This window comes from Amycolatopsis keratiniphila subsp. keratiniphila (assembly GCF_001620365.2).
GTDB classification, from domain to species: domain Bacteria; phylum Actinomycetota; class Actinomycetes; order Mycobacteriales; family Pseudonocardiaceae; genus Amycolatopsis; species Amycolatopsis keratiniphila.
This window is the reverse complement of sequence record NZ_LQMT02000010.1, coordinates 439,632-453,998: the sequence shown is the minus strand read 5'-3', so window position 1 is coordinate 453,998 and position 14,367 is coordinate 439,632. Positions and strand designations below refer to the sequence as shown.

General features: G+C 71.7%; 12 protein-coding genes. 9 read left to right on the top strand and 3 right to left on the bottom strand.

The genetic code is table 11. From position 1 onward, the window contains the following. Entirely contained in the window at nucleotides 1-1,128 is a 1,128-nt protein-coding gene (locus AVR91_RS10340; RefSeq protein ID WP_063273615.1) for a DUF58 domain-containing protein, read from the top strand. Continuing rightward, on the top strand, nucleotides 1,125-3,296 hold the full coding sequence (locus AVR91_RS10335) for a transglutaminase TgpA family protein (protein ID WP_063273614.1): 2,172 nt from the start codon (nucleotides 1,125-1,127) through the stop codon (nucleotides 3,294-3,296). Before AVR91_RS10340 ends, AVR91_RS10335 begins: the two co-directional genes overlap by 4 nt. A 115-nt stretch (nucleotides 3,297-3,411) precedes the next feature. Here the strand turns inward: AVR91_RS10335 and AVR91_RS10330 are convergent, their stop codons facing one another. Further along, nucleotides 3,412-4,815, bottom strand: a complete 1,404-nt coding sequence (locus AVR91_RS10330) for a serine/threonine protein kinase (protein WP_063273613.1) — start codon at nucleotides 4,813-4,815, stop codon at nucleotides 3,412-3,414. Nucleotides 4,816-4,917: 102 nt separating this feature from the next. On the opposite strand from AVR91_RS10330, the gene eccD reads away from it, so the two are divergent. Both eccD and eccB read left to right on the top strand, forming a co-directional pair. Next, entirely contained in the window at nucleotides 4,918-6,300 is a 1,383-nt protein-coding gene (gene eccD, locus AVR91_RS10325; protein ID WP_063273612.1) for a type VII secretion integral membrane protein EccD, read from the top strand. A 4-nt stretch (nucleotides 6,301-6,304) separates the two neighbouring features. After that, on the top strand, nucleotides 6,305-7,738 hold the full coding sequence (gene eccB / locus AVR91_RS10320; protein WP_063273611.1) for a type VII secretion protein EccB: 1,434 nt from the start codon (nucleotides 6,305-6,307) through the stop codon (nucleotides 7,736-7,738). An 80-nt stretch (nucleotides 7,739-7,818) separates the two neighbouring features. Here the strand turns inward: eccB and AVR91_RS10315 are convergent, their stop codons facing one another. Both AVR91_RS10315 and AVR91_RS10310 read right to left on the bottom strand, forming a co-directional pair. Further along, nucleotides 7,819-9,072: a sensor histidine kinase gene (locus AVR91_RS10315; RefSeq protein WP_063273610.1), complete on the bottom strand. Its 1,254-nt coding sequence runs from the start codon at nucleotides 9,070-9,072 to the stop codon at nucleotides 7,819-7,821. Continuing rightward, complete coding sequence (locus tag AVR91_RS10310) at nucleotides 9,069-9,734, bottom strand: response regulator transcription factor (protein WP_172843577.1); 666 nt, start codon at nucleotides 9,732-9,734, stop codon at nucleotides 9,069-9,071. The genes AVR91_RS10315 and AVR91_RS10310 overlap by 4 nt, the downstream gene beginning before the upstream one ends. Before the next feature lie 159 nt (nucleotides 9,735-9,893). On the opposite strand from AVR91_RS10310, the gene AVR91_RS10305 reads away from it, so the two are divergent. The 5 genes from AVR91_RS10305 (at nucleotide 9,894) to AVR91_RS10285 (ending at nucleotide 14,282) form a co-directional block, all read left to right on the top strand. Then, complete coding sequence (locus AVR91_RS10305; RefSeq protein WP_063273609.1) at nucleotides 9,894-10,547, top strand: helix-turn-helix transcriptional regulator; 654 nt, start codon at nucleotides 9,894-9,896, stop codon at nucleotides 10,545-10,547. Next, nucleotides 10,547-12,205, top strand: coding sequence for a right-handed parallel beta-helix repeat-containing protein (locus tag AVR91_RS10300; RefSeq protein ID WP_063273608.1), 1,659 nt, complete (start codon nucleotides 10,547-10,549; stop codon nucleotides 12,203-12,205). Before AVR91_RS10305 ends, AVR91_RS10300 begins: the two co-directional genes overlap by 1 nt. Before the next feature lie 50 nt (nucleotides 12,206-12,255). Continuing rightward, nucleotides 12,256-12,918, top strand: a complete 663-nt coding sequence (locus AVR91_RS10295) for a winged helix-turn-helix domain-containing protein (RefSeq protein WP_063273607.1) — start codon at nucleotides 12,256-12,258, stop codon at nucleotides 12,916-12,918. Between the two features lie 63 nt (nucleotides 12,919-12,981). Next, entirely contained in the window at nucleotides 12,982-13,338 is a 357-nt protein-coding gene (locus tag AVR91_RS10290) for a hypothetical protein (RefSeq protein ID WP_063273606.1), read from the top strand. Then, the gene (locus AVR91_RS10285; RefSeq protein WP_063273605.1) at nucleotides 13,323-14,282 is read left to right on the top strand and encodes a DUF6177 family protein; all 960 of its coding nucleotides are present in this window, start codon (nucleotides 13,323-13,325) and stop codon (nucleotides 14,280-14,282) included. The genes AVR91_RS10290 and AVR91_RS10285 overlap by 16 nt, the downstream gene beginning before the upstream one ends. The last annotated feature ends 85 nt before the right edge of the window (nucleotides 14,283-14,367 follow it).

The following is a 14,367-nucleotide window of genomic DNA, read 5'->3' as shown; positions in this document are numbered from 1 at the left end:
GTGCGGCTCACCCGCCGCGGCGTCATCGTGCTGGCCTTCGCCGCCGGGTTCTACGCCCTCGGCGAGCTGGCCGGGTACACGTTTTTCCGTGCCTTCGCGGGGATCGCGGCGGGCGCGGTGCTGATCGCACTGGCCACCACCAGGTTCCGGCCGAAGGTGGAGATCGGCCGGACCGTCCAGCCGGACCGGGTCGAACGCGGGAAACCCGCGCTGGCCTCGCTCGTCGTGCGCAACACCGATGCACGGCGGCACGGCGGTTTCGCCGCGGCCGACGGCATCGGCGGGGAGACGCACAGCCTGCGGGTCCGCCCGCTCGCCCCCGGCGCGGAAGCGACGTACCACTACGAACTTCCGACGACGACACGCGGGAAACTCCGGGTCGGCCCGCTCGTGGCGCACCGCCCCGATCTGTTCGACCTCGCGCGCGGCGACCAGACCGTCGGGGACTCCGCGTGGTTGTGGGTGCACCCGCGACGGCACGCGGTGCGCGCGGCGCAGGCCGGTCATCCGCGCCACCACCACGAGGGCCCGATCACCGACCCGCCGCTGCGCGGTTCGGCGGATCTGCGCGCGGTACGGGAATACGTGGTCGGCGACGAGGTCCGGCATCTGCACTGGAAGGCGTCCGCCCGGACCGGACGGCTCATGGTGCGTGAATACGCCGACCCCGCCCAGCCCCGGTTCACCGCCGTGCTCGACACGCGGCCCGCGTCGATGAGCCCGGCCGTTTTCGAAGAGGCCGTCGAGGTGGCGGCCTCCCTGTTCTACGCCTCGGCGTCGGCGGGGCAGCACTGCCGTTTCATCACCTCCGCGGGCGCGGACACGCTGACCGACAGCGGGGTTCGAGCGGCGAGGACGCTGCTCGACGAACTCGCGCTCGTGACCCAGGACGCGGCGGACGACGCGCCGCTGCTGCCCTCGGCACTGGCCGCCGCCGAACGCCCCGGCGGGGTGCTGGTGCTGATCACCGGCCCCGACGCCGATCTCGGTCACGCCGCCCGCTGGCGGCCCGACACCGTGGTCCGGCTCGGTGATCTCCGGCCGTCGGCCGGCTCCCGCGGCCTGATCGTCGCGGTCGACGCCGCCGGTGCCGCGGCGCAGTGGAATTCCTTGGTGGGTAAGTCATGAGCGACCGATTCGACCGGATCGCGGTCGCCGCGCTGCTCGCCGCGACGGGGATCGCCGGGCTGCTGTTCGCGCCCGTGTTCGGCTGGGCGGAGCTGCTCGTCCCGGTGCTCGTGGTCGTTCTCGTCGCCTACGGCTGCGCCGAACTGACCGCGAAGTTCCCGAAGCTGACCCCGTTCCGGCCGTTGCTCGTCGCGCTGCTCGGCCTGCTCGGGCTGATCGAGACGGTGCTGACCTCGACCACGCTCGCCTTCCTGCCGACCGGCGCTTCGCTGCAGGGCCTGGCGCGCGGTCTCACCGAAGGCTGGCGGCTCACGCTGCAGTCCACCTGGCCCGCGCGGCCGATCCCCGAACAGCTGCTGTTCGTCCCGCTGTCGGTGCTGCTCGCCGTCGTGCTCGGCCTGGAACTGTTGCTGCGTCTCAAGAAGCCGCTCGTGGCGCTCGTGCCCAGCCTGGCCGTCGCCGGGCTCGCCCAGGCGTATCAGGCGTTGACGGGGGTTTTCGCGGTGGGGGCGGCGCTGGGCTACGCGCTGCCCGCCGGGCTCCTGCTGTGGTCGGGCCGTCGCGTCCGGTCGGTGAGCCGGGCACCCGGTGGCCCCCGGTTCTCCTGGCGGTTGACCGGCTCGGCGATCTGGCCCGCACTGTCCACTGTGGTCGCACTCGTAGCAGGCGCGGTCGCCCTCGCCGGGCTCGATCCGGCAGGCCGGGATCCGTTGACGCTCAAGGACACCCAGGCCGCGCCGCCGCCGAGGAGCCGGGTCGGCAACCCGCTGGACGAGATCGCCCAGCGGCTCATCCGGCCGGGTGAGGAGGTGTTCCGCTACCGCGGTGACACCCCGGTAGATCAGTGGCGCCTGATCGTGCTGAACGGTTTCGACGGGGCGAACTGGCTGTCCGACTCCAAGCTCCGACGGCTCGGCGCGGGTCTCGACGGCGCGTCCGGCGTGAGCGGCAGCGCGGAACTGAAGGTGCGCGGGCTCTCGGGACCATGGCTGCCGAGCCATCAGGATCTGACCGATGTGGACGGTCTGACACCGCTGGTGGACGAGGCCGCGGGCACCCTGATGACGGAATCGCCGTCGACGGGCGGGGAGCGGAACTATCGGCTCAGCTGGTCGTCACCCGAGGTCGACCTCGGTGCCGGGGAGATCGACCCGCGGGCGCCGCTCGGCGGGCTCGGCGCGGTGCCGCCCGACGTGGAGAACCTGGCGAAGGACGCCGTGCGCGGCCTGCGCCCGACGTTCCAGTCCGCCTTGCAGCTGGAACGCTTCCTCAGTACCAATTATCAGGTCGCGACGGGTACGGAGGAACTGCCGACCGGGCACGGCTGGCCGCAGCTGCGACACTTCCTGCTGGAGAGCAAGCGGGGGACGAGCGAGCAGTTCGCCGCCGCGTACGTGGTCCTGGCACGGATGAGCGGCATCCCGGCCCGGCTCGTCGTCGGGTTCCGGGGTTCGGCCGAGACCGACGGCGGGATGCACGTCGTCCGCAACCGCGATGTCCTGGCGTGGCCCGAAGTCGCGGTCGCCGGGGCGGGCTGGGTGGCCCTCGACCCGACCGCCGCGGCGGGCAAGGCGGAGCGGAGCCAGGCGGGTCCCGGCAAGGCGGTCGCCCGCGCGAGGGCCCAGCTTCCCGCCGAACAGCAACTGCGGCCGCCTCAGCTCCCGCCGGGCACGTCCGAGGAATCCGGCGAGGACCAGAGCACCGAAGCGGGAATGAACTGGTGGTGGCCGTCGATCGCCGGCGCGATCGTCCTTTTCGGACTCCTGTGGCTCGTCGGGGTGCCGTCGGCCAAGGTCGTCCGCGCGCGGCGGCGGCGTCGCCGGTCCGGTGCCGAGGGGGTGCTCGGCGCTTGGGACGAGATCCGCGACCGGTTGCGCGCGCACGGCGTGCCGTTCCGGATCGGGATGACCCCGCGCGATCTCGCCGAATCCGCCGGATCGCTTGCCGGGGAAGGGATCCGCGAGCCGGTCGCCCGGCTGGCCAAGGTGCTGGACGTGACGCTGTGGTCCGGGGTCCCGGTGGGGGACGGTTCGGTCCGGCGGGCGTGGCAGGAGGTCGGCGAGGTGCGGCGGGGGCTCGCCACCAGACCGTTCGCGGCTCGGGTGCTGGCGGCACTCGAGCCGCGGACCCTGGTGCCGATCCGCGGCCGGGCCTCTCGCGAGGGGTGAGGACGGCTAGGGCCTTCGGTCGGCTCGGCCGTCGCCGCGGGGGTTGCGAAAGCCACTTTCGCAACCTTCAACGTTGCGAAAGTGGCTTTCGCAACGTCGGCCGCGGCTCACGTACTCACGGGTTGCAGCGGGCGCCGCGGATCGCGACCGGCTCGGTGGTGTAGATGTGCCGTCCGTCGGTCGCCCTGAGCTGGAAGCAGTACCGGCGCGCCGGGTCGACGGGCACGTCCAGGCTGCGCTGACGGTGGGCGACGAGCTGTTTCGTCTCGAGCCGCTCGCCCGCCATGATCACGACGAAGTCCAGTTCGCCTTCCGCGGTCCAGGTCAGCTGCACGTGGTCGCTCTGGTCCTGCGGCGGCGCGAGCGCCAGCTTGACGTCCGGCGCCGGCGCGGAAGCCGGTGCGGGCGGCGGGATCGCGGCCGCCACCGGGACGGCCTGCCCGCCGATCTCCGCCGGGCCGAGGACCAGCGGCAGCACGGCGAGCCCGGCGGCGAGCACCCCGGCGCCCGCCAGCGCGACGGGCTTCCACGGAAGCTCGCGTTCGGTTTTGAGCGGTCCGCTGAACTCGCGGATCAAGGTGCGGCCGCCCCTCGGCGGCGCCTGTACCACCTGGACCGGCGACGGGGCCGCGTGGACCGGGGCGGCGGGGCGGTGAACGTCGGCGAAGTCGTCGAATTCGACTTCGGTCTCTTCCTCTTCGCTTGGCAGGTCCGGGGAATCGCCGGTGACGACCTCGCCGCCGGGACGGCTCAGCTTCGTGAACAGCCGTGCCAGCGACGCGACGTCCTGCGGCCGGTCGGCCGGTTCCTTGGCCAGCAACCGCATGATGGTGGCGGCGAGTTCGCCAGGGACGGCCGGATCCTGGATCGGCGCGACCGGCTCCCGCAGCACCTGAAGGATCCGCTCGCCCGGCTGCTGCCCGGTGTGACGGGGAAACGGGGGCTTCCCGGTCAAGGCGACGTACAGCACCGCGCCGAGTCCATAAAGGTCGGACGCGGGGGAAAGCGTGTCGTCGCGCAGGGTTTCCGGGGCGGTGTACTCGACCGCGTACATCGGATCGCGCGGGAATCGCCGCCGCAGGGCCACCCCGAAGTCGGCGAGCACGAACTCGCCGGAGGCCCGGTACAACACGTTGTGCGGGCTCACGCCGCCGTGCAGGACGTCCGCGCCGTGCGCCGCGGCGAGTGCCGACGCGATCGCGGCGCCGAGGGCGAGCACGTCGGGAACCCCCAGCCGGGCACCGGAATCCAGGAGACCGGCGAGTGAACCCGGGCACAGTTCGCGGCGGATTCCGGACCGGCCGTCGGGAAGGGTCAGGACGTCGGTGATCTGCGAAACCGAACGCGTCGAACGCACTGTCGCCAGCGCCTTGCGCTCTCGTTCGAGCCACGCGGAGGTCTCGCGGTCGAAGGTGCCGGGGAACATCTTGATCGCGAAGTCGTTGCCCGTGGCGGGATCCTTGCCCGCGTACACGGTCGCGATGGGGCCCTGGGCGAGCAGCCCTGTCTCGATGCTCATGACCCCATTGTCGCGCAAGAAGTCCGGTTCCGGAGTACTTTCGCGGCGGCAGGTTCCTGCCGCCGGTGCCCGGCTGGCCCGCCGCTGGCCGACCCTTTTCCCATGCAGACTGCCGGCCTGGTCAGGGTCACCATCACCACTCCGCACCGGCGCATCGACATGGCGCTGCCGGAACACGCGTCCGTCGCCGAAATCCTCCCCGGCCTGCTCGCGCGGGCGGGTGAGGGAATGGCGGACGACGGGGTCGCCGGCGGCGGCTGGCAGTTGCGCCGCGCCGACGGTACGGCCTTCGATCTGGACCGGACGCTGGGCGCGCACCGGGTCCGGGACGGGGAGATCCTCCATCTGACGCCGCGCCGCGCCGAATGGCCGGAGCCCGAGTACGACGATCTCGTGGACGCGATCGCCACCGGCTCCGGCCGCACCGGCAAGGCCTGGGGGCCGCGGCACACGCGGCAGGCCGGGCTGGCCGTCGGCGCGGTGGCGATGTCCTTCGGCCTGCTCGCGGTACTGCGCGCCGGCCCGCCGTGGACGTCACCGGCGGCCTGGGCGCTGGCGGTCTCGGCATTGTTGCTGGCGGCGGGTGTCCTGCTCGCGCGGGCACTGCGCGACGCTGGTGCCGGGGCGGTACTCGCCGCCGTCGCGCTCCCGTTCGCCTTCGCCGGCGGTGGTCTGCTGCTGGCGGGCGACGATCCGATCGGCGAGCTGTCCGCCGGTCACCTGTTGCTGGCGAGCGCGGCCTTGCTGCTCGCGGCCGTCGTCGGCCACCTGGGGGTGACCGCCGCGCCCGCCCTGTTCGCCGGAGCCGCCACCGTCGGTCTGCTCGGCGTGCTCGGCGGCTGGCTGGCCACCTTCGACGATCTGGCGGGCTACCGGTCGGCGGCGGTGATCGGCGGCGGGGTGCTCGTGCTCTCGACCACGTTCGCGCCGCTGTCGCTGCGGCTCGGCCGGGTGCCGATGCCGGTGCTGCCGCGGTCGACCGCGGATCTGGTCCGCGACGATCCCCAGCCACCGCTCGAACTCGTGCACGCCGCCGTCGTCAGAGCGGACGCGCTGCTCACCGGGATGCTGGGCGGGGCGGCGATCGTCGCCATGTACTGCCAGCTGCAGCTGATCCACAGCGACAGCGAGGCCGCGGTCGTCCTCGTCGCCCTGCTGGCGGCGGGTTTCCTGGTGCGGGCACGGCTGTACCCGATCCTGCGGCAACGGACGCCGATCCTGGTGGCCGGGATCTTCGGCGCCGGATGCCTGCTGGCGGGCCCGCTCATGGCGGACCGCTCGCTGTTGCTCGTCCTCGCCGGACCGTTGTCGCTCGCGGTGGCGGCGGGTGTGATCGCCTCCGGTGTCGTGCTGAGCACCCGCGCCGCCAACCCGTATCTCGGCCGGATCGCCGAGTACTTCGAGATCCTGGTGACGATCGCCGTCGTCCCGGTGGCGTGTTCGGTGCTCGGCCTGTACGGCTACGTGCGCGGACTGGGGGGCTGAGACCATGGCGTCCAAACGGGATCAACTGCAGGCGTACCAATTCCTGGTGCAGCGCGCCATTTCCGCGCTCGTGACGAGGGAGACCGACCCGGAGCAGCCGCCGTTCCGCCGTCCCTCCGGTGCCGCTTTCGCCGGTGTCGCACTGGCGATCGTGGCGCTGGCGTGCGTCGGGGTCTACGGGATGATCGTGCCCGGCGGGAACAATGCCTGGCGCAAGAACGCCGCCGTCATCGTGGAGAAGGAGAGCGGGACCCGGTACGTCTACCTGGACGAACGGCTGCATCCCGTCGCGAACTACGCGTCCGCGCTGCTGCTGCTCGGCGAACACGGCACCACGGAACGGGTTTCGCGCGAATCACTCGCCGGAGTCCCGCGAGGGCCCCGGATCGGCATCGCCGACGCGCCGGACGGCTTGCCCGGGCCCGAAAAACTGCTCACCGGATCGTGGTCGCTGTGCTCCGCGCCCGCGAGCGACCTGGCGGGCAGCCGGATCGAGGAATCGGTGCTGTTGGCGGGCGCCTCGCCGTCGGGCGGTGCGGAACTGGGGGACCAGGCGCTGCTGGTGGAATCGACCTCGACCGGCGACCGGTTCGTCGTGTGGCGCGGGCATCGGCACCGGATCACCGACTACGGCGCCGTCGGCACCGGGCTCGCGCTGACCGCCGAGCCGTGGGCGCGGGTCGGCCGGGCGTGGCTCGACGTGCTCCCCGAAGGCACGCCGATCGGCCCGCTGCCGGTGGCCGCGGCGGGTGAGGTGTCGACCGCGGTGCCGGGCCGGGCCGACATCCGGAACGGGATGCTGCTCATGGTGCAGACCTCCGGCGGGGGACAGCAGCACTATCTGGCCGAACGGGACGCCCTGCGGCCGATCAGCGAACTGCAGTACGACGTCCAGCGCGCGAGCGCCCAGATGCTCGCCGCGTATCCCGGCGGGGAACCGAAAACCGTGCCGCTGGCGCCGTCGCTGGCGACGATGTCCCGGCAGCTGGACCCCGTCCGGGCCGACACGGGCGCCGCACCCGCCACACGTCCGGCCATCGCGCGCCTGCGCGACCAGGACACCACCGTGTGCGCGACCTTCGGCGACGGTTCTGCGGCCCCCGCCCTGACCGTCGATCCGGCGATGCCGCCCGCGGACCCGATGTCCACGACCGCCCGCCGGACCGCCTCCGGGACCCCGCTCGCGGACCGCGTCCACGTGCCGCCCGGCAGCGCGATCGTCGTCGAAGCGATGCCCTCCCCTTCCGCGGCTGTCGGAACGCTGACCGTCGTGACCGACATGGGGCGCCGCTATCCGCTGGCTTCACCCGACGTGCTGAAGATGCTGGGCTATCCGTCGGCGCGTCCGGTGCGGCTGCCCGCCGGTCTGGTGGCGCGGCTGCCCGAGGGGCCGAGCCTCGACCCGGCCGCCGCGCGGCGCCAAACCCTGGGCGGCTGACCGACCCCGACGCGCTGAAGGGAGCTTTCCCCGCATGAGATGCGGGGAAAGCTCCCTTCAGCCCGGTGTGGACGGTGAAGTCAGGAGCCGCTGACCGGGAACCGCAGTTCGAAGATCGCGCCGCCCTCGTCGGCGTTGTACACCGCGAGCGTGCCGCCGTGCGCCTGCGCGACCCACCGCACGATCGACAGCCCGAGCCCGGAAGACCCGCCGGTGCTGGCGAACCGGTCGAAGGCGTCGCCCGCCATCGTCGTGTCGATCCCCGGGCCGTGGTCGGCGACGGTCACGGTGCCGCCGGCGACGGTCAGGTGCACGAACGCCTTCGCGCCCGGGTGGCGGCCGTAGCGCATGGCGTTGTCGAGGAGGTTTCCGATCGCCCGTTGCAGCAGTGCGGGGTCGGCGTTGACCTTCGTGGGCGCGGCGGTGACGGTGACTTCGGCGCCTTCGGTGGCGGTGTCCTCGACGATGCCCACCACCAGCTGGTCGAGCCAGATCGGCTGGATGCTCAGCTGTTCCACGCCCGCGGCCAGCCGGGCACGGACGAGCAGGTCGTCGATGATCCCGCCCATTCGCGCGGCGAGCCGGACGGTGCGCGGCAGGAGTTCCGCGGATTGCGCGGGGTTGGCCATCGCGGTTTCGGCGAGCGCGCGCAGGGCGGCGACCGGGGTGCGGAGGTCGTGCGCGGTCTCGGCGAGCAGGACCTCTTGCTGCTGCAGGGCCGCGGCCGCGGGGCGGATCGAGCGGCCGGACAGCAGGTGGCCCGCGAAGCCCAGTATCGCGACCAGCAGCACGGTGCCGCCGATCACCAGCAGCGTGAACTGGGTGTGAGCGGAGTCTTCGGCCTCGGTGGACTGCACCGCGACGACTGCCGCGAATGTCTTGCCGTCGCTGTCGCGCAGCGGTTCGGCGCGGACCTTGACCATGGCGCCGTCGGTCGCCTTTTGGTGCCCCTGCACCAGCTTGCCGGACTTCACCGCCTCGGTCGCCAGGCCGTTCAACAGCTGCGTGCTCATCGGGACGCAGGTCGACCGCGAGAAGTGCGGCTGGAACGCGGGTGCCCCGCCGGACAGGATCGCGAACTGGGGACAGCGGTCGTTCAGCACGTCGGTGTTCACCAGACCGAAGCCGATGGTGCCGTCGAATTCGACCAGCCTGCTGACCGACGACGTGACCTGGTTCAGCGCGGCGTCGATCCGTTCCTCGCCCTGGTCACCGTCCTCGTTGATGAGCAGCCAGGCGAAGACGACCAGCCCGAGCGTGTTCATCGCGGTGAACAACGCGGTCAGCGTCCAGCGCAGCTTGCGCAGCCGGTCGGCCGAGGAGTGGGTGTTCACCGGGCGCCCAGCCGGTAGCCGAGGCCGCGGACGGCGTGGATCAGCTCGGGTTCCTTCAGCTTGCGGCGCAACCGCTTCACCACCACATCGACCACATTGGACATCGGATCGGCCTGCGCGTCCCAGCAGTGCTCGATCAGATCGGCCCGCTGCACGGGCAGTCCCGCCCTCGTCAGCAGGTATTCGAGCACCGCGTACTCCTTGTTGGTCAAGGTGAGCAGCACGCCAGCGCGGCGCACCTCACGCCGCGCGCAGTCCATCACCAGGTCTTCGTGCTGCAGCACCGAAGGCCGGTCGAACGCGGATCGGTGGCACAGGTTCGCCACCCGCTCGGTCAGCTCGGCCATCACGAACGGCTTCACGAGATAGTCGTCGCCGCCGTGCTCGAAACCCGCCACCCGGTCGGCGAGCGCGTCGCGGGCGGTGAGGAACAGCACCGGCGCCCGCCAGCCCAGCTGCCGTCGCATGTGCACGTATTCGATGGCGTCGCCGTCCGGCAGCATCCGGTCCAGGACCACGCAGTCGTGGTGCGTTCCGCGCAGCAACCGGTCCGCGGTCGCGATGTCGCCCGCCTCGTCGACGGCGAAGCCGGCCGCGCGCAGCTGCGTGACCAGTGCGAGCCGCAGATTCTCGTCGTCTTCGACGACCATCACCCGTGTCATCAAAACCTCATGTTCGGACAGCGAAAGTAGACGCGTGCAGTTCCCGGTGCCCCTGAACGCTAACGCGTCGGGTGCCCGTGACCGCCCCGGCGGCGGGGAACTGGCATGAACAGGACGTCGTCGGCGGCACCGCGCCGGGGGAAGAGGGAGGTACCTGCGATGACCGTGCAGACCGGCCAGCTCAGTCTGGTCACGGGAGCGGGCCCGGGCGGCGACCGGGCGGGGCTCGGCGAACTGCTCGCGGACGCGACCGGCGAGGTGCTCGTCATGAGCACGGGGACGGACACCGCGTTCCAGCGGATCGCGCTCGCGAACGTGCGCCCCGGGGTACGCCACAAGGTGCTCTTCCCCGACTCCGCACGGATGTCCGGCGCGCTGAACCGGATGTCGCGGGCCGGTGCCGAGGTGCGGACCGACGCCGAGGTCCCGATGGACGCGCTGGTGATCGACCGGACCTCGGTCGTCCTTCCGGCGGAAGGCAGGCAGGCCGGTTCCGCGGTGTTCCGGCTGCCCGGCGTGGTCACCGCGACGGTCGGGTTGTTCGAGCGGATCTGGCAGACGGCCGCCCCGCTCGTCCCGCTGGACCTCCCCGAATCCGAGAACGCTTCGATCCTCACCTGCCGCGAACAGGAACTGCTGACGCTGCTCTTCTCCGGCACGACCGACGAATCCGCCGCCGCGCGGCTCGGTGTCTCGGTGCGCACGGTGCGCCGGATGGTCGCCGACATCATGAACCGGCTCGGTGCCCGCAGCCGGTTCCAGGCCGGCGCCAAGGCCGTCGACCGCGGCTGGCTGATGGCGAAGGCGGGCTGATGACCACCTCGACCTCCGGCCGGGTCCTGCTGGTCGCCCAGCGGCCGGGTGCGTATCCGACCATCGGCGACGCGTTGATGGACGCGTCCGACGGCGCCGTCGTCACCATCGCGGGCGGCGAGTACGCCGAGACCGTCGAACTGTCCGGGCTCCGGGTGACCCTTTCGGCGGCGAAGGGGGCCAGCGTGGTCATCGACGGCCGCGGCGCAGACCGGCCTGTCGTCCGTGCCACCGGCGGAGGGCTCGTCCTGAACGGATTGGAGCTGTTGGCCGACACGTCGTCCGCGGTCGTCGCCGACGACACCGAATTGGTCATGGATCGCTGCACCGTCTCAGGCGGCCGCGGTCCCGCCGTCACGCTCCGCGGGGCCGCGGCCTTCACCGTCACCGGCTGTGTGATCTCCGCGGCCGAGCAGGGGATCGCCGTCGACGGCGCTCCCGGCAGGATCGAAGACACGACCGTCGAAAACGTGACCGGTGACGGGATCACCATCGGATCCGGTGCCGATCCGGTCGTCCGCAACTGCACGGTGACCGGATGTGGGCTGCGCGGTTTCTACGTCTACCAGTACGCGAGGCCCGTCATCGAAGGTTGCGCGATATCGAACGTGGGCCATGAGGGCATCGCCGTGGCGCACCACAGCACGCCCGTGTTGAAGCGGTGCACCGTCAGCGAAGTGGGTGGTTCCGGGATCGTGTTCGGTTCGGGCTGTGGCGGTTCCGTCACCGCCTGCCGGGTCGAGCGCACCGCCGAACCGGGGATCGCGATCGCCGACGGGGCGACCGCCACCGTCACCGCCGCGGCCGATCCGTCGGGACGCGGCGGTTCCGGTGACTTCGAACTCGACGAGATGCTGGCCGAACTGGACGCCATGATCGGCCTGCCAGGGGTGAAGGAAGAGGTACACGCGCTCGTCGACGAGTTGCAGGTCAACGAATGGCGCCGCCGGGCGGGGCTGCCGATCGGCGCCGCCGCGCATCACCTGATCTTCGCGGGCGCGCCGGGTACCGGTAAGACCACGGTCGCGCGGATCTACGGGAAACTGCTGAAGGCACTGGGAATCCTGCCGCAAGGGCAGTTCCGCGAGGTCTCCCGCCGGGATCTGGTCGGGCAGTACATCGGGCATACGGCGGAGAAGACGGCCACCGTGTTCGAGGAGGCCAAGGGTGGTGTCCTCTTCATCGATGAGGCGTACACGCTTTCGCGGCTCGCCGGTTCCGGCGGCGACTTCGGTCAGGAGGCGATCGACACCCTGGTGCCGCTGATGGAGGAGCATCGCGACGAAGTGGCGGTGATCGTGGCCGGGTACACCGGCGAGATGGTCGATTTCCTCGCCGCCAACCCCGGTCTCGCGTCCCGGTTCGGCAAGACGATCGAGTTCGAGGACTACAGCCCCGGCGAGCTGCTCTCCATCTTCCGTCGCATGGTGACCGCGGGCGACTACGCACTCGATCCGGACGCCGACCCGGTGTTGACCGGACACTTCCAGCGTGTTTCCGGCGACGTCAACTTCGGCAACGCGCGGGACGCGCGCCGCCTGTTCGAAGGGGCGCGCAAGGCGCAATCGCAACGGTTGCGGTTGCTGGGCCGGATGCCGACCGTCGAGGAACTGCGCGGGCTGCACGTGGCGGACGTGGAGGTGGCGATCACACGCTGACGCCCGTCGATCGCGGACACAGGTCCACCGATTGACACTAAGGTGCCAGTGTGCGGGTGCTGGTGACCGAGGACGACGAAAACTTGCGGGTGGCGCTGGAGTTCGCGCTGCGCGGGGACGGGTTCGCGGTGGACACCGCCGCCGACCTGCCCGGCGCCGACGAGGCGCTGATGGTGAACGCCTACGACTGCGCGGTGTTCGACCGGATGCTGCCTTCGGGTGACGCGCTGGCGTACGTCCGCAACCGGCGCAGCGCCGGATGGCCGATGCCGGTGCTGTTCCTCACCGCCCGCGACAGCGTCGCCGACCGGATCGACGGTTTACGCGTCGGCGGCGGCGACTACCTGGTCAAGCCGTTCGCGATGCCGGAACTGATCGCGCGGGTGCGCAGCCTGTGCCGCCGGGACATGGCCGGGCAAGCGGTGGTGCTGCGCTGTGCCGACGTCGAACTCGACACCGGCAGGCACCAGATCTCCCGTGCCGGGGTCCTGCTCACCGTGACCCGCAAGGAGTATCTCGTCATGGAGCGGCTGCTGGCCGCGACCGGGCGGCCGGTCTCGCGACGGGAGCTCATCCGGTACGCGTGGGACGAGATGGCGGATCCGGCGTCGAACGTGCTGGACGTCGTGATCGCCCGGCTGCGGCGGAAGCTGAAGGATCCGCCGCTGATCCACACCGTCCGGGGTTCGGGGTACCGGATGGCGCCGCTCTGACCAGAAGCGGCAGGTTCCGGCCAGCGGCGGTCACGGCCCTCCCGGCGGACGTCTAATCACCGCGTGACCTTCGACATCATCGGTCTGTGCGCGGAACAACCGGATCCGGCGGCCGCCATCGAGGCGGTCCTGCCGCTGAGCGGCGGGCTGACCGTGTCCACGGTGAAGGGGCGGCCGTTGGTGCGGCTGTGCCATCCCGACGGCCGGTTGCTCCTGAGCATCGAGGAAACCCGGTTGGTGCGTGTCCCCGGCGAGGCGCGGCGGGTGCTCGGTATCGCCACCGGGACCGAAGTGCCGCATCCGGTGTGGTGGGTGGAAAGCCGCGCTCCCGAAAACGACCCGGAGGCGGAGTTCGTCGCGAGGGCGTTCACCGACGCGCTGGTGGGCGGGACGGGAGGCTTGTCGTGGTCGAGCAGGTGACCGGGCATCCGGCGGCCGATCTGGCCACCGAGGAGGCGTTGATCGTCGAGCAGTCCCGCGGTGTCGTGCCCGCTTCCTCGTGGGTGATCGACGCGGCGCGATCCGCCTTGCGGAGCAAAAGGATTCTCCAGGTGCTCACCCCGGAGGAAAGCCGGATCACCTACCCGATGGAGCTGTTGCTCGCCGACGCCGCGGCGGAGTGGATCGTTCAGGAGGACGCGAGCCGTTACCGCGACGGGATCCGTGGTGTCCCGATGAGCTGGACCGGAACGCGTTTCGCTCGCGATCCCGGCAGGCGGGCCGTCCCGCCGCAGGAGCCGGAGATCGACACCGGCGATCTCGAGATCCGGATCAGCGTCGTGCATCCGGCAGAGGCACCGCTCCGCCTCGGGACCGCCGTCGAAGCGGCGCTGCGCGCGCTGACCGGCGAAGCTCCCACCGGATGGGGGAACGCCGAGCCCGCCACCCGGCCATGGTCGGCGGAAGAGGTCACCGAATACTGCCGGAACCGGGCGCCGGGGCACACCCAGCTCGTCGTGGTCGGCCCAGGGATGACGGGGCAACTACGCGTCTCGTCCGCGGATCGGGGCCTGGTCGAGGAGACGCTACTGAGCGGCCCTGGGGCCGGAACCGTCCGCCCGGAAGACGTCGCCTCGCTCGCCGGGCAGGTCGCCGGGACCGCGCGGCTGATGCTCGTCGCGGTGCATCCCGGCAGGCGGGGAGGTTCGCGTTCCAGCACGCCGAGTCGTCCCGCTTTGCCTTACGGACTCCTTGCCGGACAAGAGATAGTCGCGGCGCGCGGGGTGGAGCACGCCGAGCGTGCCCCGACCGCGCGGATCGAGCTCCTCGGGTCCGCGGCCTGGTGCACATTCGACGGCGGACCGCGGCCACCGTACGAGCAGCTGGCCGACCTCCTGCGGCACTTCGGCCTGCCGCGGTCATAGTGAGAGGTAAGCCAGATGTGGCGCGGTGCGGCCGGGCCGGCCACTCACTCGCGCCGGCCACCTCGCCGCCGGCGCGATCGGCAGG